General features: G+C 38.8%; 22 protein-coding genes. 2 read left to right on the forward strand and 20 right to left on the reverse strand.

The window, feature by feature from the left end:
* Nucleotides 1–22 precede the first annotated feature (22 nt).
* The 15 genes from ACXAD1_RS22385 to ACXAD1_RS22455 all read right to left on the reverse strand — a co-directional run bounded on the left by ACXAD1_RS22385 (nucleotide 23) and on the right by ACXAD1_RS22455 (nucleotide 15,060).
* Complete coding sequence (locus ACXAD1_RS22385) at nucleotides 23–1,843, reverse strand: polysaccharide biosynthesis protein (RefSeq protein WP_474911050.1); 1,821 nt, start codon at nucleotides 1,841–1,843, stop codon at nucleotides 23–25.
* Nucleotides 1,844–1,950: 107 nt separating this feature from the next.
* Nucleotides 1,951–2,715, reverse strand: a complete 765-nt coding sequence (locus ACXAD1_RS22390) for a tyrosine-protein phosphatase (protein ID WP_474911051.1) — start codon at nucleotides 2,713–2,715, stop codon at nucleotides 1,951–1,953.
* 44 nt (nucleotides 2,716–2,759) lie between these two features.
* Complete coding sequence (locus ACXAD1_RS22395; RefSeq protein WP_474911052.1) at nucleotides 2,760–3,467, reverse strand: CpsD/CapB family tyrosine-protein kinase; 708 nt, start codon at nucleotides 3,465–3,467, stop codon at nucleotides 2,760–2,762.
* Complete coding sequence (locus tag ACXAD1_RS22400; RefSeq protein WP_474911053.1) at nucleotides 3,457–4,200, reverse strand: YveK family protein; 744 nt, start codon at nucleotides 4,198–4,200, stop codon at nucleotides 3,457–3,459. Before ACXAD1_RS22400 ends, ACXAD1_RS22395 begins: the two co-directional genes overlap by 11 nt.
* 179 nt (nucleotides 4,201–4,379) lie before the next feature.
* A complete protein-coding gene (locus ACXAD1_RS22405; protein WP_474911054.1) occupies nucleotides 4,380–5,000 on the reverse strand; it encodes a class D sortase in 621 nt (206 codons plus the stop codon).
* Between the two features lie 5 nt (nucleotides 5,001–5,005).
* Entirely contained in the window at nucleotides 5,006–5,770 is a 765-nt protein-coding gene (locus tag ACXAD1_RS22410; protein WP_474911055.1) for a cell wall anchor protein, read from the reverse strand.
* Nucleotides 5,771–6,351: 581 nt separating this feature from the next.
* A complete protein-coding gene (locus ACXAD1_RS22415; protein WP_474911056.1) occupies nucleotides 6,352–7,989 on the reverse strand; it encodes a right-handed parallel beta-helix repeat-containing protein in 1,638 nt (545 codons plus the stop codon).
* Between the two features lie 289 nt (nucleotides 7,990–8,278).
* Nucleotides 8,279–9,070 carry a lipid II flippase Amj family protein gene (locus ACXAD1_RS22420; RefSeq protein WP_474911057.1) on the reverse strand — a complete coding sequence of 264 codons (792 nt, stop codon included), beginning with the start codon at nucleotides 9,068–9,070 and terminating at the stop codon, nucleotides 8,279–8,281.
* A 142-nt stretch (nucleotides 9,071–9,212) separates the two neighbouring features.
* Entirely contained in the window at nucleotides 9,213–9,611 is a 399-nt protein-coding gene (locus tag ACXAD1_RS22425; RefSeq protein ID WP_474911058.1) for a hypothetical protein, read from the reverse strand.
* A gap of 52 nt (nucleotides 9,612–9,663) precedes the next feature.
* Nucleotides 9,664–10,722, reverse strand: a complete 1,059-nt coding sequence (locus ACXAD1_RS22430; protein WP_474911343.1) for a PDDEXK-like family protein — start codon at nucleotides 10,720–10,722, stop codon at nucleotides 9,664–9,666.
* Between the two features lie 102 nt (nucleotides 10,723–10,824).
* Complete coding sequence (locus ACXAD1_RS22435; protein ID WP_474911059.1) at nucleotides 10,825–12,153, reverse strand: DUF4179 domain-containing protein; 1,329 nt, start codon at nucleotides 12,151–12,153, stop codon at nucleotides 10,825–10,827.
* Complete coding sequence (locus ACXAD1_RS22440; RefSeq protein ID WP_206839956.1) at nucleotides 12,146–12,679, reverse strand: sigma-70 family RNA polymerase sigma factor; 534 nt, start codon at nucleotides 12,677–12,679, stop codon at nucleotides 12,146–12,148. The genes ACXAD1_RS22435 and ACXAD1_RS22440 overlap by 8 nt, the downstream gene beginning before the upstream one ends.
* A 150-nt stretch (nucleotides 12,680–12,829) precedes the next feature.
* Complete coding sequence (locus tag ACXAD1_RS22445) at nucleotides 12,830–13,228, reverse strand: membrane lipoprotein lipid attachment site-containing protein (protein WP_206839955.1); 399 nt, start codon at nucleotides 13,226–13,228, stop codon at nucleotides 12,830–12,832.
* A 76-nt stretch (nucleotides 13,229–13,304) separates the two neighbouring features.
* A complete protein-coding gene (locus ACXAD1_RS22450) occupies nucleotides 13,305–14,093 on the reverse strand; it encodes a hypothetical protein (RefSeq protein ID WP_474911060.1) in 789 nt (262 codons plus the stop codon).
* A gap of 238 nt (nucleotides 14,094–14,331) precedes the next feature.
* Nucleotides 14,332–15,060: an SH3 domain-containing protein gene (locus ACXAD1_RS22455; protein WP_474911061.1), complete on the reverse strand. Its 729-nt coding sequence runs from the start codon at nucleotides 15,058–15,060 to the stop codon at nucleotides 14,332–14,334.
* Between the two features lie 355 nt (nucleotides 15,061–15,415).
* Between ACXAD1_RS22455 and ACXAD1_RS22460 the strand changes: the two genes are divergently transcribed.
* Nucleotides 15,416–15,613: a helix-turn-helix transcriptional regulator gene (locus tag ACXAD1_RS22460; protein ID WP_474911062.1), complete on the forward strand. Its 198-nt coding sequence runs from the start codon at nucleotides 15,416–15,418 to the stop codon at nucleotides 15,611–15,613.
* 24 nt (nucleotides 15,614–15,637) lie between these two features.
* Nucleotides 15,638–15,904, forward strand: coding sequence for a hypothetical protein (locus ACXAD1_RS22465; protein ID WP_474911063.1), 267 nt, complete (start codon nucleotides 15,638–15,640; stop codon nucleotides 15,902–15,904).
* 172 nt (nucleotides 15,905–16,076) lie between these two features.
* Here the strand turns inward: ACXAD1_RS22465 and ACXAD1_RS22470 are convergent, their stop codons facing one another.
* From ACXAD1_RS22470 to ACXAD1_RS22490, 5 genes are all read right to left on the reverse strand, one after another.
* The gene (locus ACXAD1_RS22470; protein ID WP_474911064.1) at nucleotides 16,077–16,718 is read right to left on the reverse strand and encodes a lysozyme inhibitor LprI family protein; all 642 of its coding nucleotides are present in this window, start codon (nucleotides 16,716–16,718) and stop codon (nucleotides 16,077–16,079) included.
* Nucleotides 16,719–17,053: 335 nt separating this feature from the next.
* Entirely contained in the window at nucleotides 17,054–17,884 is an 831-nt protein-coding gene (locus tag ACXAD1_RS22475; RefSeq protein WP_474911065.1) for a DUF4352 domain-containing protein, read from the reverse strand.
* 267 nt (nucleotides 17,885–18,151) lie between these two features.
* Nucleotides 18,152–18,952: an SDR family NAD(P)-dependent oxidoreductase gene (locus ACXAD1_RS22480; protein ID WP_474911066.1), complete on the reverse strand. Its 801-nt coding sequence runs from the start codon at nucleotides 18,950–18,952 to the stop codon at nucleotides 18,152–18,154.
* 114 nt (nucleotides 18,953–19,066) lie between these two features.
* Nucleotides 19,067–19,897: a carbohydrate ABC transporter permease gene (locus tag ACXAD1_RS22485; protein ID WP_474911067.1), complete on the reverse strand. Its 831-nt coding sequence runs from the start codon at nucleotides 19,895–19,897 to the stop codon at nucleotides 19,067–19,069.
* Complete coding sequence (locus ACXAD1_RS22490) at nucleotides 19,894–20,814, reverse strand: carbohydrate ABC transporter permease (protein WP_474911068.1); 921 nt, start codon at nucleotides 20,812–20,814, stop codon at nucleotides 19,894–19,896. The genes ACXAD1_RS22485 and ACXAD1_RS22490 overlap by 4 nt, the downstream gene beginning before the upstream one ends.
* Nucleotides 20,815–20,818 lie beyond the last annotated feature (4 nt).

Genomic DNA, 20,818 nt, shown 5'->3' on the forward strand with positions numbered 1-20,818 from the left:
CCCTTTTACGGAAAGGGCCGTTCTAGTTAACACTTGTCATTAACAGCGGCTCTTTATTATTTGCTATGGATAGAACATAATCTGCCAGTGCTGAATCATTATAAGAATCATATTCTTTTATTAATGAAGTCACCCTGCCGAAATTAATCTCAACTGCCTTCCCAATAAAGATCTTAGGGTAAACAGCCTCTTCATGGACTTCATTCTTGCCAAGCAGCTCTTCATACATTTTTTCACCCGGACGAATGCCTGAAAAGCGAATCTCAATTTCATCTTCTTTATATCCTGAAAGGGTAATCAGGTTTCGCGCCAAGTCCACAATCTTGACAGGCTCACCCATATCCAGAACAAAAATCTCGCCTCCGTTTGCCAGGGCACCTGCTTGAAGAACCAGCCGTGATGCTTCCGGAATCGTCATAAAGTATCTGGTCATTTCCGGGTGAGTGACTGTAACTGGCCCGCCGGACTGAATCTGCTTCTTAAATAAAGGAATCACACTGCCTCTGCTCCCCAGCACATTTCCAAACCTGACGGCCACAAACCTTGTAGCACTGTTTCTGTCCAGCTCCTGAATAACCATTTCGGCGATTCGTTTTGTCGATCCCATAACATTTGTCGGGTTAACAGCTTTATCTGAAGAAATAAGCACTAAAGTTTCAACACCATAAGTGTCAGCGGCTTCTGCTACATTCTTTGTTCCAATAACATTGTTCTTTACAGCTTCTTTTGGATTATATTCCATCAAAGGCACATGTTTATGGGCAGCAGCATGATAGATGACATCCGGCTTATGATCTTCCATCACCTCAAAGATCCGGCTTCTATCCTGTATATCCGCAATCACCGGTACAATTCCAATTTCCTCTTTATATTTGTTCCTTAATTCTATGTCTATCTGATAGATCGAATTTTCTCCATGCCCGAGCAGAAGAATTTTTTTCGGCTTAAACCTGCATACCTGGCGGCAAATTTCAGATCCAATCGATCCGCCTGCGCCTGTTACCAGAATGGTCTTCCCTGTGAGCTTTTTGGAAATCCTTTTTATATCAAGTTCGATCGGCTCCCGTCCCAGCAGATCCTCAACCTGAACATCACGGAACTGATTAACAGATACCTTGCCGAGCAATACGTCTTCTGCCATTGGCATAATGACCGTTTTGGCATTTGTTCCTGCACATTCCTCATATATTCGCTTCATTTCTTCTTTGCTCAGGGACGGAATGGCAATTACGATCTTACTTATTTTTAATACCTCAACCGTCCTTTTTATTAGTTTTGTACATCCAACAACGGGTATATCGTGTATATATAACTTATGCTTTTGCGGATCATTATCTATGAATGCAACCGGCATGATGCTTGCTTCACGATTCTTCAGCAGCTGACGGGCAAGCATCGTTCCCGCTGCACCTGCACCAATAATTAAAGCCCTTTGCTGGGTTGTCTTTGGCTTAATATACCTATCTCTATAGATTCTCCATGAAAACCTGGAACCGCCAATAAGCAAAACATGAAGCATCCATGTCAGCACCAGAGCCCTGAAATAAACATCCTGCACGAGAATCTGCTGCATAAATGCAGTTGAAATAACCGATAAACTTACTGCCTTAGTAATCGTCAGCAATTCACCTGTACTTGCATACTCCCAGGCTTTGTTGTATAGCCCATACATAAAGGAGAAAATATGGTGGCTCAGCAGCAGAGTGATTGAGCTAACCAATAGGGTTTCTGAATGAAAGATCCGAATGGCTGGAACCAGCATTAACACACTCAGATAAATAGCTCCTAATACGATGACAGAATCCAGAAACATTAGCAGTGTCAGCCGTTTTTGATAGGTCATTTCGCAATCCTCCTTTTTTATTTAGCTTTACAAGCAATTCATCAATGCCTTTCTGGAGCATTTTCAGGGAATCATTATTTAACAGAAACCTGATTCTCTATGACTTATTAAAACAATCCAAGAAATTTTTTCTTTTGAATTCTTTCCGGAATTTCTTTTATTACAGTTTGTCCCCTAATGAGCAGCTCTGCATTTTCTTTTAACAGGCAAACCATTTCAATGCCATACTTAGCATTAATTAATTGAAATGCCTCTTCCATGCAAAAAGACCGGCTGGCCGTATTATGAGCATCTGATGCTATAAAATGCGCTAAATTTGCTTCAATTAAGCGCTGTGAGAATTTCTTGATGCTTTTTCCAAAATAGCCGCAAACGCTGGCAGCAGTAATCTGGGACAAAGCGCCATTTTTCACTAAGCTATATAATAATTCCGGCCGCTTCGTAAGCTCTGAGTTTCGTTCCGGATGGGCGATGACTGGCGTCAAACCCTTCATTTGTATATCATAAAGCAGGCGTTCGGTGTAACGCGGCACATGGCCTGAAGGAAGCTCAATTAAGACAAAATGGGAACAGGCAAGCGACATGATGTTTCCGGATTCATATTCCTCAAGAAATTCGCCGAAGATGCGGCACTCCTGTCCAGGCAAAACCTCCAAAGGGATCCCTTTGGCTATTAACACTTCATTAAGCACCTTGACATTCCCAACAACATCCTTTTTGCTATTTTCATATCGGCCATTTTTATTGTGGGGTGTCGCAATGATTGTACTGATTCCTTCTGTGACTGCATTATTAGCCATCTGAATTGATTCATCCATATCCCCTGCACCATCATCCAAACCGGGAAGGATATGGCAGTGCATATCAACCATGGTATTTCCTCCTTACCTGGAAGCTGATAAATTGGAAAACAGCTCTATTTATCTGTCTCTCCGTAATAGTAATAAGTGGAATCCTTCAATTTTTTATGATTCAATACAACTCCCAGAACCTTTCCTTTAGCCGACCTTATTAAGTCATTTGCCTTCTTTGCCTTATCAATCTCTGTCTCGCCACTGCGTGCCACCAGGATGCTTCCGTCACAAAGGTTGGCAAGTATTTGTGCATCTGCAACTGCCAATACAGGCGGTGTATCAAATAGAACAATGTCAAATTCCCTAAAGGCCTCTTTAAGAAATTCCCGCATGGCGAAGGAGCCAAGCAGCTCAGCCGGATTGGGAGGAATAGGCCCGCTCGTCAGCACGGACAAATTGGGTTCATTTGTTCCTTCAATCGCACTATTCATTGACGTTTTCTTTGTTAGTACATTTGTTAATCCAGTTATATTGCTGCAGTTGAATGTATAGTGCACCGTGGGCTTTCGTAAATCGGCATCCACCAGGAGCACCTTTTTTTCCTGATTTGCAAAAACGACAGCTAAATTTGAAACAGTGGTGGATTTTCCTTCACCAGGACCCGCAGAAGTCACCATTATGGACTTGATCTCCTTATCCACTGACGAAAATTGTATATTGGTCCGAATGGTTCTGTACTGTTCAGAAATCGGGGATTTGGGGTTTATCATGGTGACTAATTTCCGGCTATTTTCCCCTGTCTTTTTTTTGGCTTTCCATTTAAACAACACTCTCACCGCCTGTTTTTTTTATGCCCTCCGCCCTTTCCACTCTTCTCTCCCTGCCGGAATCCTCAATTACAGAAATAACACCCAGGAGAGGAGCTTCCAGGCTTTGTTCCACATCCTGCTCGTTTTTAATTGTGTTATCAAGATATTCAAGTAAAAATGCCAGTCCAATACTTAGCGTAAGCCCGATAATAAGAGCAATTACACCGTTTAAAAGAGTGTTTGGCTTCACAGGGGCAACATTCTCCTTTACCGATGCCTTTGCCAGCACACTGACATTGTCGACATTCATTATATTGACGATTTCATTCTGGAAAACCTTTGCAGTGGTATTGGCAATGTCGGCGGCGGTATAGGGATCAGGATCCTGAACAGTAATGCCAATAACCTGCGATTCTTTTTCACTGGCCACTGTTATTTTTGAATCAAGCTGATCGGCTGTTAAATCAAGATCCAGCTCCTGGCGAACCAAATCCAAAATGGCCGGACTTTTTATAATGACGTTATACGTGTTAATCAGCTGCAGATTGGTTTGAATTTCACTTGGATTAAAGACCGGCTGATCACTTTTGGCCTGATTGACCAGTAGCTGTGTGGATGACTGGTAGATTGGCGTTAGGAAAAACAAACTGAACACAGTGCTCAGGAGAACTGCAGTAAAAGTAATGGAAAGAATTAAAAGCACCCTTTTCTTCAGTGTGTGCAGTAATTCTTTTAAACTAATGGTTTCTTCCATAGGTTCCTCCTAACGAAATAAAGCACAGAGTATTTTTGTATATGTAAAAAAACGATTACAAAGTTTAAAATCCAGCTAATGAGTTATAAACAAAATAAAGATTATCAAGGTAACGAATGGAAAGAAAAAGGGAATAAGGCCAAGTGCTTTGCCCTATTCTCCTTTCTCCATAACTGCAGTCATGAATCTATTTCTGGCATAGAGATCAATTTGGTATACACGATGTAGCGATCAGGCGCATCCCCAATAAAATCAAAAGGATAACAGGTTGTAAGAGTCAGAGTCTCATAGTCTTTAGCAACATTAACAGTCAGGTCATCGGCAGGAACAATTTCAAACTTGACTGCCTCATATACAAAATCTCCGTACTCAGTATTAAAGGTCACCTGATCACCCTCTTTTAAGTACTGCAGCTTAGTGAATACCGTGTCGCGGTGGCCGCTTAATAGTACATGGCCTCCTTGCCCGGGGAGAGCACTGCCAGCAAAATGCCCGGCTCCCTTTTTCAACTCCTCATCATGTGTTCCCTGCACCACAGGCACAGCTAAATCAAGGGATGGAAAATTAAGCTCCCCAAGGCCTTCACCCGGTGCAGGAAGCTCCGGCCAAGCCTGCTTGAACTTTTTGGGCGGCATTTCAGGTTCATATTCGGCTGTTGCTGATCGGGCCAGCATGACAGACTGCTTGGTCAAATCCATTCCAAAAAAACCGACAATCCCAACTCCTAAAAGGATGATAGAGATTGGAATACCAAACAGAATCCACTTCCAGACCTTCCGCCTTTTTCTTTTCTTTTTCATTCAATTTATGCCTCTGCCGGTTTCTTCGATTTTCTTGAAACTGCGACTGCAGGAATAAGGGCTGTCCCGCCAATGGCAATGAGCAAACCTCCAAGCATGATCATATTTGGCAGGCCCGTTGCCGTATTTGGCAATTCAGCCGCCGGCATTGGAACAAAGACTCCAGTCTCACTCATTTCTCTCAAGGCTTCAACCGCTTCAAGCAATGCATTGATTTTGCCCAGCAGGACTTCAGGGGACAAATCTTCTCTTGTTGGATCCATAATGGCCAGCAAATTTCCGTCTCTGTCAAGAAGCTGAATCTTTACACCAGTAGTTCCAGGCTCATAGTTCAATACATTAATTTCATTGCCGAAATCATCAACCATCTTGGCATCAAGCTGAAGAAGTTTAATATTGTCCATAAAGATACGTAGAAGCTCCAGTTTTGCTGAATTCGGCAGGCTGTCTATACTGCTGGTGTTCCGAATAATTTGATTTGCCCGGCCGGTATTGTCTTTAATTTGGCCATATTCATTTTCCGACAGCTCAATCGATTGCAGATAGGCATACAAATAATCAACATGATCAAGCTTCATTACATTCAAAGCATCCACCAATTGCTGCGCTGAAGTTTCTGTGTGCGTGTCTGCCAGCGCAGTTGTCATAAGCCCCGCAGATATGAAGGTAATTCCAAGACTCAGTGCTGTGATTTTCAATCCTCTTTTAAGCTTGTTTTTTAATATCACCTTGTCACCTTCCAATTCTTTTTTACTTGAAATAACATCCATTCCTTTGTCCAGAGCTAGTTAAGTATCTTTAGATTGCAAATAACCACCCCCTTTAAGAATGGCCAATCCATTCATGGATTGATTAAGCAGAACAGATGCAAGAGACTGTTTTTGGATCAGCAGCGGAAGGGGTTTACATTTCAACTCGTTTTTATGTATTCCTGGCTCATAGACTGCAATCACTAACCTGCGCTGAATATTCACAGAAACTTATCACTTCTTTTGTAAAACAATGATTTTATTGCCTGCTTTCACTCCTTCTTACATAAATAAGTTTTTTACCCAATATTGGAATTTATTTCACAGTCGTTTATACCACAGGTTCTTTTAAACAAACTTAATTATTGAAAATTGTAACAATTCTACTATTCAATCAATTCCTTTATCACAATTATCTTTTAGAAAAATCAGGGAAAAGAGGCAGAAAGAGATGGGCCATTGTATGGAGCCAAAATTTAAAAGTGATTATAGAAAAAACAAAAAAGAGCCTCCGGTTCACGGCAGCTCTTTAACATTTGTAACAATTATTTAAGAGAAAATAATAATCTCAGCATTGACAAAATTAGTCCATACGGCAATTTTTACTTTAATATATACTTTACATGTTTCCCTGCTCCTCCTGCTACAGGAAGAACGAAGTTGTTGCTGTTTTTGCCAATCACCAATTCCATTCTTTCCTGTGAGGAAATGTTGATCCCCCTCAATGAGACATAATCATTTAATTTTTCATTTTTTCTTAAGAGGGTATTTCCTGATATAGTACCTGAATTATTGCCAGATCGAAAGGCGATGGCAGATGGCACCTTATACACATTATCCTGTACATCTTCTACTTTGTTCCCCGTAACTGAAAACTTCTGGTTGTGAGTATATAAGTGGATGCCATTTGCATAGGAATGGACCAAAGTATTATCTTTTATAACTAAGTCGCTGGTATAAGACGCCTGGATAGCACCCGAAATGCTATTTCCCTGCTGTCCGGCCTTAGTTAATTGGTTACCTTCAATTGTACAGCCTCTGCTGTTATCAGATGAAGATCCTGCCACCACAATACCATATCCCTTACCGATTCCTTCTATTCGGTTGCTTTTTGCTGTACATTTTTGAGAACCAAATAATTCTTTTCCGCCTTTCCCGGTTGCATTAACAAATGCGATGCCGACCTTGGCATTGCGTATCGTGTTATTGTTAAATACAATATTCTCCCCGCCATGAGTATCCAGAGCTTCCCATAACGGAATGTCTTCTATAATACTGTTAGCAACTGAACTATCAGAACTCCTCGGATGTGCTTTCAAGCTGCTTTCAGCACCCTTTCGTGAATAAAAAACACCATAGGCATTCCCTTTGCTTCCCGGTGAAATCCCCTTTATGTGACTGCTATCAATATGCATATTTTTTACAGAAAGTCCCCCAACACCAGTAAAACCAATGTCATGAACAAGAGCATTTGATATCTTTACATTATCAGCAAATTCTGCAAGTATACCATAAAAGCCCATATTATGAATATGTACATCCTCGATGATAATATTTTTGGCATCCCGAATCTTTATCCCGATTCCTTTACTGTCTGCTTTCTTATTGCCTGCACCCTGCAGCTCAATTCCATATAGCTTTACTCCGCTTCCAATCGTCAACAGGGTTTGATGTTTATTATCGTTGTATATCTTAGACCCGTAACCGACAACTGCAGTATTGTCTGGAATACTTAGACCACTGACTTTAAATGAGCTTCCATATGGCAGAACAACCATTTTGCCGGCTCCAAGCTTTAGTGCTTTATGTAATAGCTCAGTCATATCTCGATCATTCTTCGCAAGGGTTTGATTAATCAAATCCGATACATGTATAACTTTATTATTATCATTATCCGGCACTTTCGGATTAATCCCCATTTTTACTTCTGCAAGATTATAAAGTCCATCATTATCAAAATTCTCTAATCCATCCGGGACCTTATTTTTATTTGTATCATTTGATATGGGACTCAGATTAAGCTGGTATTCAAAAAAATTACTCAAGCCATCTTTATCCGGATCTTCTGCTGCAGTTCCTGTGCCTGGCTTCAGGTTATATCTCCTTTCCCAGTTGTCATCTATACCATTGTTGTTATTGTCTTTTATACCTTGATCAGCTGCGGATGTATTGGGCAGCCAAAGCAAGGACAGAATGAATACAGTGATCAAGCTTATAAAATTTATTCTCAGATACTTCATTTCCTTCTCCTTCTCCCGATAAACAAAAGCACACCAAAATAGTCTTTTATTCATAGAAAACTAAGTTATTTTAACATTATTATACATAATTTAGGTAATTTTATGTAGGTAAATAGACATGTTTATTTGTAAATTTTGGCGTACCAGGGTTCGAAGGAGAAGGTTATTTCACTTTGAAAAATAATGCTTTTCTCATTAAAAAAGCCAGCTAAATAGCTGGCTGCAAATCTAGTTAGATTATATATTTAGATGTCTGTGGACCATCGTCATTCAATGCGCTGGCAAATCCCTAACCATAGAAGCCCGCAATAATTTTTGCTGCTGGCAATACAAATATCTGTGCAATTAAGGTTCCAAGCAATTTTGTGCCGATAAGCAAAATAACAAGAGCTTTCACATCTCCATAAGGCCGCTTTTGTCTAAGTGCTTGATCTGTAATAATAGCTGATTGCGGATCAACCAATAATGTTAATAGGATTGTTGCAATCCCATTAATCATGCCGGAAGAGGCAGATGCAGCCAGCCGGTGTTCTTCAGGCACAAAAGAGGCTGCATAATAAGCAGATAAAACACCAATCGTATAGATAGCCGTTATTATTGTATTTAGAAGCAGAAAACGCTTGGGGATCTGCTTATATCTAATGCTAAAAAGCATCCTTCTTCTAGGGCTTGTTGTGCTCTTGACTATTCGCTTTATCGTATTTATCTTCAGAGACTCTGCTACTATAGACGGAACAGAACCAGTAAACTCAAGCTTATCAACAGCTTTAGAAAAAATCTTGAGAAAAGTGGGAATACATAGTATACCTAGCAGTGTACCGGCTGTTGAAGAAAAAATGACCAGGCGAATATCAGAAAGCGAATCCTGTCCAGCAGCAATACTGGCGCCTATTAAACCGCCGATTAAAGGTGCCTGAAACATGTTTGCCGTTCTTGATAGCAGCACAAAGATATTAAACAATGAAATGGAGAGGGCAAATTTTCCGCTCTTAACAGAATTAAGGCGAACGGAATATGCCAGCGTATCAATTAAGTGAATGATCAATGTAAGAATGATAAGTCCAATCAGCTGTATATCCAAATTTCAATTCCTCCAGCTTAGATCTCCGGTTTTGAGAGATAGATTAAATTAACTCTTATGGATATACATTATTTATTGCGCCTATAAGCATGTCAATATTGTAATTGCATTAATATAGCCAGCAAAATTGCTGGCTACTAAACTAGTTATTTAATTGCTTCACTAACTCCAGTTTAGCTTTAGAAGGTGTCTCATAGAATAAATTCTTTTGAAAATATTCGTTGCTTCCATCCAATCGGTGGCTGCTTCTATAGGCAAACAGGTTGGCTCCCAAAGCATAATTCGTTGTGTAGTCATCACGGTAGATGCTATACACGCGGAATACTTCACCCTTTTTTACATAACGGGCTGGAACCATTTTTCCATCTTCTAATTTAAAGATAGAGAACCCGGTTTTTTGCATCGTCACTCGGCCTATTTGGCCCTTTTTCAATTCTGTTCCATCCCACCAGACCTTTGTGGAAGCAGCTTCGGCATGTACTGTGGAAAATGCAAGAGTAATAACTGACAGTAGCGCTGCCAAATAGATTTTAATTTTCATTCTTGAATCTCCTCCTAAAGTTCTAAATTTGGATAATAAAATTAAATATTTCCTAAGCGGAAAAGTATTGGTTCAGATGCTGTGCCGTCAATGCAAAGGCCGCCCTTGCTCCCTCCAAATCAAACCTTTTTTCTGACTTATAGCATAATATGGTTCCCTTGTTTTCCTTCCAATGCTTAAAATCGCTCATTATCAATCTTTTATTTTCAATCTCTTGCTGCGATTCTTCAATTCCGTAAACATAATAATAAATCTTAAAATCACCTTGAGGCAGCACCACCAAAACCAGATTCGTTTTTTCTCCCCATTTATTAAGACAATAGAAACGTATAGCAACTCTTTTAGACCAATTATGAACCTTGTCCAACACACTATTGGCTGTTATTTCTGATAGAAAAGATGAAAACATTTTTCTAAGGGAATCAATATATTGTTCCTTAATCTCAATAAGCTCCAGCATTTTACTATAATTATTTTGCGCAAAATCTATTAATTGCTTGTCCACTTTTTGCTCTCCTATTAATTCTTCTAAATTTAATATGTAATCCTTTAAGAAAAAGGACCATTTGGTATTGCTGGGGGTAAACAGGTGGGACCCGGCCTGCTTCTTTATTTCCGATATTAGTTCATGGTATAAGATATTGTGCCAATTTCCAGGGATTCCGGGAAAACCATTTATGGATAATACGACAAGTATATGTTCTTTATTAGGGTATTTGTCCTTTGCATATAATTCATAATCATCTAATGGATTATGCAAAGCATGATATATTTTGTTTTCGATGATTAGCACCCATTTCTCGCTGACCACAACAAGATCGATACGGCTCCCGGCAAGTGTAATCGCTTCACGCTCTATCTCTTCAATTGGGCTTTCTTCTATGTTTTCTAAGTCCTTCCCTAGCACGTTTAAGAAGCTGGTTAAAAATAGAGTACCAAAGCTGTGCTCTTCATTTGGATCCAGGAAAAAAGCCATGACATCACTGATTGGATTTTCATAATGTCCCCTTCCCCCTATGGAAAATACTGTTTTTTCCCTTTTAGGCTGGATAAATTGCTTTATATCTTCTAATAGCTTATTAAATTTTTCTATTTTCTGCTGAACTTCTATGTGATTCGCCTTCTTTCATTTAAATAGAGATGAAAAAGCTAACTGATTTTATCCCAGCTCTATTTTATATACCAGGGGTGTCCACACCCCAGGACATCCTTACTAATTATCAATCTCCACTTCTAACTCCAATCCCTCCAGCTTTGTGATATTCCTCTTTGCTGTACTGACTATTAAACTTTCTAAAGGAAGTGAGGTTTTAAACTTGGCAATATACCCTTCTGCGGTCTTTTCGTAGGTATTAATACGTTCTATTGGAGCATTTGATCCTTTCTCCTCTAGAACCACCCAACTTCGGAAGCTCTCTGACACGCCCTCGCCTTCATAATAAATCCATACTTCGTCCTGCTTTTGCTCCACTTCCTTAATCATAATTCCGCCAAACTGATCTTGTTCCAGATAAATAGGCAATTCCTGATTAAGGGGCATTGTAACATAATTCATTTCTCCCCGTTTTTCCAGGTATGGAGTAATCGTAATGGATTTTGGCAGCTTATCAACGGGTTCAAAATACTCATTGAAATTCTCAACAAATTTCCCGTCTCTGTCTCCTCCACCGGTAGCACCGGAAGTCATATGAGCTATTGAATTCCCCTTATTATCCCTGACTTCAAAAATGTAAGTGCCTGCTCTTTTTCTTTGCTCTTCAATTGGTTCGCTCATATCAATGCTTAAATTTGTGGAACTTGCGGAAAAGGACAGTTCATTAAGAGTCAAACTTGTATCACCATTTGCAGTTGATTTACCTGTTGAAGCATGATATTTCTCTTTGATTTTTTCTATAGGAAATTGAAAGCTCCAGGGACCTTCTATTTCTCCCAGGCGCAAAATATCTATGCTCAATTGAAACTGATCTGGGATATCTGTATATAGGTGGAACTCCTGTAGAAACTTATTTTTTTCACCAGCATAGGACGTGCTTTCGGAGTAATCAATAAAAGGCTTTCCATCTATCGACAACTTAAAGAAAGGAAACTCGGGGTGTGTACTTCCTTCCTGATTGCTTTCTTCTTTATCCATGGAATATACAAGGGCCAGACGGGTTCCATCATACATAACTTCATGGATGGTAAAAGCAACTCCGTTCTTCTCCACGGTTTGATTAATTTCAGTAAAAAGGTCATTCTTTATGATAGTTTGAATCCCTGCATCTCCAAATAAATCCCTATCCGATTCCGCTGCAGGCTCTGGTTCCTTTGAAGCATCCTTTGAATCTGTCAGCAAGTGATCCGAACTTAATATAAGAATCATCATAATCAATGGTGTAAGGATCAACATTAAAACGGGGCCCATATTAAATTTCCTTTTAGGCTGTTCAACTTTTTTGCTATGAACTTTGTTCAATACCAGCTGCATATCCTCATCAGAAAAATGCAGGTCCTCCCCATACTTATTAATAAAGGCCTGTTTTAAGGATTTTTTTCTATTCATACAGAAATTCCTCCTTTAATATAGGCTTTAGCAGGTTTTTCCCTCTGCGAATCCTGGTCTTTACTGTTTCTGCCGGTATATTTAATACTTCTGCTATTTCCCTGACTTCGAGAGAATGAATGAACCTGAGGACCAAAACCTCCCGATACTTTTTGCTTAGAGTCATCATATGATTAATAACCTGTTCCTCATCTAACTTCTGTAAAGTAATAGTCTCAGGGGATTGCTTTGTTACCTCTTCTTTTATTTGGCCGAATAAAAATATCCTCTTTAAATAGTGAGATCTCAAATAATCCTTACATTGATTAATGGTAATTCTATAAAGCCAGGTTTTAATAGATGAGCGCCCTTCAAATGTATCCAGATGTGTATAGCACTTGATAAATACGTTTTGTACGATGTCTTTCGAGGCTTCTAAATCTCTAATATAGGAATAAGCTAAAACAGAAAGCTCTGTGCCATACTGCTTCATAATATAAGTCATTACTATATCAGGATCCCCTGTAATTTCCTGCAGATGGTTCAATTGTATCCCCCTTTCTAGTTTTTAGACGTTCCAAGTAATTGAGGGGGTTCAAACCTCTCATAAATTATTACAACAATTTTACAAATAAGAAAAAGCTGCCGAAAGCGGCAGCTCTGCTGGACCTTTACTTTAACACGCATTAAAATTACTCTATTTATCTACTTTATAATTATTTACAAATTTTTGTGACAAACTATTAAATTCGCCTAATGCTGCTTCTTCATTGAAACTGTCTTTATATTTAGAATTGCGGCTGTCTACCACGTGTTCGTAAGCTATTCTTAAATCTCCAATACTATCAATAAACTTTGTTTCTTTTTTTGAGAGCTTACTGTAATCAAATTTTTTTGTACATACTTCCTTAAAGTGATCTGAATTTGATACAACACCCTTTGATGGAGATTTGTCCAGCTCTTCCACGCTTTTCTGCATGGATTTTAAATAGGTTGTTCCTGCTGTGTATATTTCAGTTCGAATTCCTTCTTCGCTTTTTTGAGTGCAGCCGGAAAGTGCTAAAAGCAGGAATAAGAAAATCATCAAACGTTTCAAGGTTGTACCTCTCTTTTCAACATTAAATATAATCATGTTACACATTACTTAATTGGCTCATGGCCTTCAATTTGGGTTAATACTTCTTTAATCGAAGGTAATCAAGCTGTGAACCATTATCTCCTCTAAAGCCAACATATAAATTATAAGTTCCTGCTTTGTATCTCATAATCCACTTTCCATTTATTTCACTCTTTCCTTCCGATTCCGGCTTCCCAAGAAGTTCTCGAATAACATAAGGAGTAATTGGAACAAAATTATCGTCGTTCCAGTCGATCACCTGTACATTATTGTCATGAGGGTAATAGGTATAATACGTATACATCTTAAAGGTATGAGCAAGGCTTCCAGAATGGGTGCTCTCCAGCTTAGGGACTGTGTTTCCGATCTTCTTAAAATGCTCATAGACTTCCTTAATATCCTGTGTTCCGTCCGCAGCAATAGGCTGCCCCTTAAGTATCCCCTGCTCAGCAAGGGTTAATAATTGCTGGTCAAAAAACAGGATTCTTTGAATTTGGCGTTTCTTTGTGGTTGAAGGAGTTTCATATTTTACCTGTGCAGGAGACTTTTTAACATACATTCCTCCTCCTACACCATAAAGACCGCCGTGACTACTGAGATAAGAATATACCCGGTACTCATTCCCTTTTAATAGCTTACGGGATACTGTAAGCTCTCCATTAGAATTTAGCTGGTATAAGTTTGTATCCTGGAGAATGGTTACCTTTCCAATCTGTCCAGGAATTAGAATGGAATTCCCCCATTTCACTCCAATAGGTGCTGATGCTGCTTCGCTTTTTACTACATTGAATGAGCTTAATGCTAACAGGGATACTAGAAATATAGAGAGAATTTTTTTAAGCAAGATACTTTCTCCTTTCCAAATTAAAAACTATGCTAAGTATAACAAAAATTGGTATATATCTATATTCACTTCCAATAAAATGGTAATATAGAACTAATAATTCTTTATTATTAAATACACTAAAAAGCCACCAGAATGGCAGCTGAGGGGGTTGCATATCTTTTTAGTGATATCATTAATTCTTTTTAGATAATTTCATTCCATTAATCTGTTAGTTCTTTTGAACAAGTCATTTCATTTAATAAGGTCTAACCGATATTTCACTTGATTTAATCCACCCGTATACCCCTTGTGGAGTTTTAACATGATACCAAATTTCACCCCGGCTATTGAGGAATTTTGCAAACGTATTTACTTCTGTTCCCTGGGATAATGCAGCTTTGACACTATAATCTATTGATGCACCTTTTCTAATTACGCCATTTTTTACACTAATAGATCCTTTCCCGTAATAATCTACATAATTCTGGAAATATCGGCTTTCTAACCAGCCTTGTTTTCTGCCCGTATCTACTTTATGCCATAGCTGGCCCGAAAAGGTCATGAATGTATCTGCCTGAGTGACAACCATACCTTTTTGCAGAGATGCAACTGGTTCGTAACCCCAGTGTGCCCCTCTTCTGATATCAACCTGATCTGTAATAAAGGCTTTTCTTCCCGCCTCAGGTGAAGGTACTTCAAATTTTTCCAATAGCGCCCAGCCTGACTTATAACCATGTGTAACAACCGAGACCCACTTTCTCCCGTCACTTCCAGCGAAAGTATCTCTTACATAAACCCGGGTACCTTTCTTTAAAATAAAAACAGTCGGGTAATTCATTGTTGCTCCCCTTTTAACCTCAACGTTATCTGTAATGGTTATCAGGTTCTTTTTAATGATGTCTTCTTCTGCATGTACCTTCAGTGAAGTGTTTGTGATGAGAAATGATAACATTAAAAAAGTGCATAAAAACAGAAACTTTTTCATCCTTTGCCTCCTCTTTTTCTTCAATACAATATGATATACACGAATATAGAGAAGAATATTACACAAAATTTAAGGCATATTCACCGAATTCACACCCAGTAAGGGTGATGGCTAACCATTATATTTCGCCAAAATTCATGTTTGTCATTTGAGGATTAAGTTAATTGGTTCAGAGGCATTTATGACTTCTTTGCCTCCTTCTTGAATATTCCTAAAGTTATAATACTGAAAGCAACAAACTGATATACACCATTTATTCGTGTTAGAACTCTTCTTATGAAGTGAGAATAGAACTACACTCGTCGTTCACCATTAGTAAAATGGACCTATACAATTCATCATTAGAGGTTTTCATATGTATCCAGCTATCGGTCACAAATTAAGAATGAAACGATTAGCCCGTAACTTAACTCAAAAAGAAGCAGCAAAAATAATAGGGGTAAGTGTGTATATGATCTCCGCCTGGGAGAATGACAGGTATATTCCTAGTTTAGCAAGAATGGAACAGCTATCTGCACTTTATGATATATCTGTTGAAGAACTGAGGAATTAATGTAACTGTGAGGATGATGTCAAAGTGGAATTAAAAATTTCAGATATCTCAGCCATCCAATACTCTGAGATAAGGAAAGCACTGGGTTTAAACAATAATCATAAAAGGCCCAATAAAAAATTTCATTATGCTTTTGAGCCATCTGATCTGTGGGAGGATCTTGCAACAAAAGGCTTCGCTATAAAGCTGCCCGGCCAAAGGGCCGGGGAAGCTTATTATGCAGTTACATTTGAGGCTGTTAGACTGGTCTATAGGAAAAATGTTAGTTTGGAGTATTACTTGAGGTTATGAATATATCTAGTTTCTGCAATTATCTTCCTGCGAACATGAACTTTTTTTCTTGGTAATACCTTTTTCTGCAGATTTGAATACTCTTCTATAGGTATTCACTGTTAACTAACTATTATTTTATATTACCAGCTTTATCATAAATTCCAGATGCTTGAAGTATCTTCATGTTACTTTAATTCATATAACCTTCAACTAATTCATAGCATCTATCTTTTGTTGTTCCTGCTTGGGAGGCTATATATTCCAATGACTCCAATGTTCCTCCTTCATATTTCTTTGCTGCTTCTTTTGCTGTTTCATCTCTATATGTGATCCACTTTCTTTGTTCTGCTCTTAGTTTTTCCATTTCACTTTTAGAAAGCTGCTTTTCAAGTACTTGATAGATTTCATTTAAAGCTTGATCCCACTTTTTTAATATTTCTTCTTCTGATTTTGTCATCCCTAATGTCGAGTCATCATCGGTATTGCGTATTTCAGCTGCTGCTTTTTCAATTTCATTAAGGTTTTCTATGTATTTATCCTTTTTTTTCATATTCTTATCTGTTTCTGTACCTGCTTCTTTATCCTCTGTATTACTACTTGACTCATTATGGGTATCTTCTTGTTCTTGGCTATCCGTTTCTGGAGTACTGCTGTTTTCATTCTCATCAATATTTTGACCTTCTTGATTATTTGTTGAACTTTCCGATTTATTTTCTGATGTTATGTCACCCGTTTCAGTATTGTTTTCAGAAACTGACTTATCTGTGCTATTCTCATTATTACATCCGGCCAAAAACATAAAAAGTGCTAATGCTGCAGACAATCTTTTCACTGACATGACTTCCTTTCTTGATTGTAGTACCTACACAATATAGGCCATCATTTTATACAAATATTTACTTCTACATTCCTTATTCAAGGTATCATAATATATTAAACATTGTTAGGGCCTATCTATTAATAGAATATAAAATAAATAAAAAGGACCAGACATTTAGATATTCTCTATATCTGGTCAGATAGAGAAAAGAGGTCCTTTTTTAGGAACTCCTCCAATGGATAGAATTATTTTTAATAAGTCGTTTTTCTGTAAAAATACCCACTGTATTACTAAGACGTACTTAGAAACATAGTTAAAGCCCCTCTCTTTTTGAGAAGGGCTTTTGGTTAGTTCATTTTAAACCATATTTCATCTGTAGATTTACGATTCCATACAATCTTAGGTTCATCGTTTTGATCAACTAAAAATACTGTCCAGCCTTCAAAGGATCCACCTTTATAAAGATCAGCCCATAGTTCCGGATCCGGAATAACAACAGACTTATTACTATAAGTAACGCCCTTTTTACTAACCGCTTCAAAATCATAATAATTTACATTAAAAGGTTCTTTGTCAGCATTAATTAATTTAAAGTAGAATTTAGCCATTACATATTTCTTTCCTGGGGGAGGGGGATCATTATAATAATTTTTCTCTTTAATCAGCTGCCATGCAATATTGCCATCGGTTATAGCTTCCACCATTCCAATTTCATAATGCCTAAAGCCTTCATATCTATCTTCAACCTGTACTTCCCAGCCATCTCCAAGTGCAGTAGGATTACTAATTGAGCCATATGGGTTATGGATACATTGAACAGCCTGCAATTTTGTCTTACTTGGCGTTTCGTACTTTACTTTAGAATCACGGTCAACAAAATATCCTCCGCCTACACTCAGCATTCCTGGTTTAAAGGCATAAATACGGTAGAATTCACCAGCTTTCAGCGTCCGGGAAACTACTTTCTTTTCCCCTTGAAGCTTAAACAAAGGAGTATCCTTTAAAACAATTAATCTGCCAATTTGACCAGGCTTTAATTCAATTCCGTCCCACCAAATCTTCGTAACCCCTTTAAATTGTTCACAGAATTTAGAATCATATCCTGCTGCTTTAGAACTGGGCGTATAAACACCAAGAACTACTATTAGTGACATTAAAATCAATCCTAATTTTTTCACTATGTATAATCTCCCTTCCAAAATATAACTATATTATAATGGATAAATTTTCTAATTTAAATATAATTTGGAATATATTTGAAAGGTATGGTCATATTGGTATATTTGCAGATACATTGAAGTTGGTTTAACTGCATTACTACTTCTCGATTCCCATTTTAACCTGCTTCGCCCTTCTATTCGGCCAATCCCTTTGACATAGAAAAACGGAGAATGACCGGTTTTGGAAACCGGCCACTATATAATAAAATGTGGTGACATGACTGCTTACCTATTTGCTACATGCACCCCTGGTTTAAACATATTCGTCAATCCTGTATCAATAAATAGCTCCTGCCCACTGATTCCTTGGGCCAGTGAACTAGCTAGAAAGAGACAGCTGAAGGCTATTTCTTCGGTTTGAATAAACCTTTTTTGCGGAACATGTCCCAAAATAAGCTCCTCCGCCTCTTCATTAGGAATATCATGAATCCCGGCAATCCCTTGAACAAGCTTCCCCTTCATCGCTGTGTCAGCCCATCCGGGACATAGAGCATTTACGGTTATACCATCCTTGGCCAATTCCAGCGCCCACACCTTTGTCAAATTTGAAACAGCTGCCTTCGTAGAGGAATAAAGACTGTAAGTCTCCAATCCAATTTTTGCAGTCATAGAAGAAAGATTAATGACCCGCCCTCTCCCAGACACCTTCAATTTCCTCAAAAGATTTTTTGTCACCAGCATTGTCCCCCGGACATTAATATCATAGATCCGATTCCAACCTTCCGCACAAATATTCTCAAGTGGTGATTTACTAATAATGCCTGCGTTGTTGATCAGAACATCGACCGTTCCCCACGTGTCCCCCACCGCTTTTAAGATTGCACTTTCTTCAATAACATTCACTTCGAGATACTGAAAACTAGAAGGATACTTCGCCAGCAATTGCGTTACTTCATCCGTTTTTTGAATATCCCAATTACTCACGTTCGCTCCTTTTTGTAAAAACGCCCGACAAATCGCTAACCCGATACCACTGCTTCCGCCTGTAACAACAACGTTTCTCCCTTTTACATCCAATTCAAACATAGCCGTTCATCTCCTAACTGCCACGGGGACGACTCCTCTGACCCTATGGCCAGAGAACCGTCCCCGTGATCTTTATAGTTCTGAAAAAACAACCGGCAGAGCTACCTCCCTGGTTTAACCCTTCACTGCCCCCGCAGTCAGCCCTTTAATAAAGTATCTAGTAACGAAGGAAAATAAAATGACCATTGGCACAATAATCATTGCTGCGCCAGCGAGCAATTCTCCACGCTGCAGGGAGGTCGATTCTTTAATTCCCGCTAACCCGATAGGAATCGTTTTATTCACTTCCGAAGAAACCATCATAAGCCCAAACGTATAGTCCGTAAAAGAAACAATGAACGAAAAGACCCCTACACTGATGACCCCAGGAATAAGCAAAGGCAAAATCACACGATACAAAGTCTGAAACCGACTTGCTCCATCCATCCAGGCACTTTCCTCCAGCTCAAAAGGGATTGTCTTGAAAAAGCTATTAAGCATCCATACTCCAAACGGCAACGTCATCGCAATATGGGAAATCGTTAACCCAAACAACGAATCCTCAATACCAAAGGAAATAAACATTCCTAAAAGTGGAATCGCTAATAACATCGGCGGCAGCATGTAGCCGATTAACATGCCGTTTAACAGCAAGTTTTTTCCGCGAAATTGAAAACGAGTCAGCACATAGGCAATGAGACTTGAAAAAATAACCGTAACAACCGTCGTAGCAGCTGCTACAATGAAACTATTCTTGTAATACAATGGGAAATTTGTCTCATTCCAAATATTAATGAAGAAGGTTAAATCAAATGATGTAGGCAATAAAGAGGTACTATCTTCAAAAAAACCTTTTACCCCGCGTAAGGGTGAGATCGTAATCCAATAGATCGGAAAAAACGAATAGACAAATACAAAAGCCGCCAGGATATAGATTGTGGCTTGAGACCGTATGCTTCTTTTCATAGACTGCCGTCTCCTTTAATAGAGATTCCTTGACTTGGAGAGGACACTTGCTCCTTCTTCGCCGCCGCTTTGCTCTTTTTCAAACGCTTTTTCTCTGGTGAATAGTTAGTAATTTTTAAGTAAACATACATAATCACCATCATGAAAACAGCGGAAGAGACTGCCACCGTTGCTCCATAGCCCACTTCATTAAGCTTGAATGTATTTAAATAAATATAGATTGGCAAAGTTTCTGTTTTTTCAAGCGGACCGCCGCCCGTCAACAGCCACACCAAGTCAAACTTATTAAACATCCAAAGTCCGCGAAGAAGAACAATCGTAATTAATAAGTCTTTCATCATAGGAATCGTAATTCTCCAAAATTGCTGCCAGCTGTTGGCCCCGTCCAGTGTCGCACTCTCATACAAATCATGCGATATCGTCTGTAAGCCTGATAGGAAAACAAGGGTGACAAAGGGAGTCCATGTCCATACAGATAAAAGGATGGAAGTGAGCATGGCAAGGTCCATAGATAGGAAATTAATATTACCTAACCCCACGGATGCCAATGCTTTGTTGATAATCCCAAAGTTCGTATCAAGAATCCATTCCCAGCCCATAGTGACGACAATGACTGGAATGATATAAGGGACAACAGAAACCCCTCTGACAAAATCCCTTCCCTTAAATTGCTGATTAAGGATTAATGCAATCACAATACCAATAATAATTTGCAAAAATATCGAACCAAGTGCATAGACTAATGTTTGCCATAGATCTCTCCAAAACCTTGTATCCTGCAAGAGATTCAGATAATTCTCCAAACCGACAAACGTTGGAATTCCTACAAAGCTGGAGGCTTCGTAAAGACTATAGCTGATGGCAAAGCCCGTAGGGATAATAATCACGAATGTGAATATTAGTAGGCCGGGTATCAAAAAA

It is taken from the genome of Cytobacillus sp. ABV4_503, assembly GCF_056158445.1.

Excerpts from the sequence above, each read along its gene's own strand:
- ACXAD1_RS22460 (WP_474911062.1), top strand. The coding sequence starts at position 15,416 with ATGTATCCAGCTATCGGTCACAAATTAAGAATGAAACGATTAGCCCGT.
- ACXAD1_RS22455 (WP_474911061.1), bottom strand. The coding sequence starts at position 15,060 with ATGAAAAAGTTTCTGTTTTTATGCACTTTTTTAATGTTATCATTTCTC.
- ACXAD1_RS22485 (WP_474911067.1), bottom strand. The coding sequence starts at position 19,897 with ATGAAAAGAAGCATACGGTCTCAAGCCACAATCTATATCCTGGCGGCT.
- ACXAD1_RS22405 (WP_474911054.1), bottom strand. The coding sequence starts at position 5,000 with ATGAAAAAGAAAAGAAAAAGGCGGAAGGTCTGGAAGTGGATTCTGTTT.
- ACXAD1_RS22435 (WP_474911059.1), bottom strand. The coding sequence starts at position 12,153 with ATGAATAGAAAAAAATCCTTAAAACAGGCCTTTATTAATAAGTATGGG.
- ACXAD1_RS22390 (WP_474911051.1), bottom strand. The coding sequence starts at position 2,715 with ATGGTTGATATGCACTGCCATATCCTTCCCGGTTTGGATGATGGTGCA.
- ACXAD1_RS22425 (WP_474911058.1), bottom strand. The coding sequence starts at position 9,611 with ATGAAAATTAAAATCTATTTGGCAGCGCTACTGTCAGTTATTACTCTT.
- ACXAD1_RS22410 (WP_474911055.1), bottom strand. The coding sequence starts at position 5,770 with ATGGATGTTATTTCAAGTAAAAAAGAATTGGAAGGTGACAAGGTGATA.
- ACXAD1_RS22385 (WP_474911050.1), bottom strand. The coding sequence starts at position 1,843 with ATGACCTATCAAAAACGGCTGACACTGCTAATGTTTCTGGATTCTGTC.
- ACXAD1_RS22415 (WP_474911056.1), bottom strand. The coding sequence starts at position 7,989 with ATGAAGTATCTGAGAATAAATTTTATAAGCTTGATCACTGTATTCATT.
- ACXAD1_RS22480 (WP_474911066.1), bottom strand. The coding sequence starts at position 18,952 with ATGTTTGAATTGGATGTAAAAGGGAGAAACGTTGTTGTTACAGGCGGA.
- ACXAD1_RS22400 (WP_474911053.1), bottom strand. The coding sequence starts at position 4,200 with ATGGAAGAAACCATTAGTTTAAAAGAATTACTGCACACACTGAAGAAA.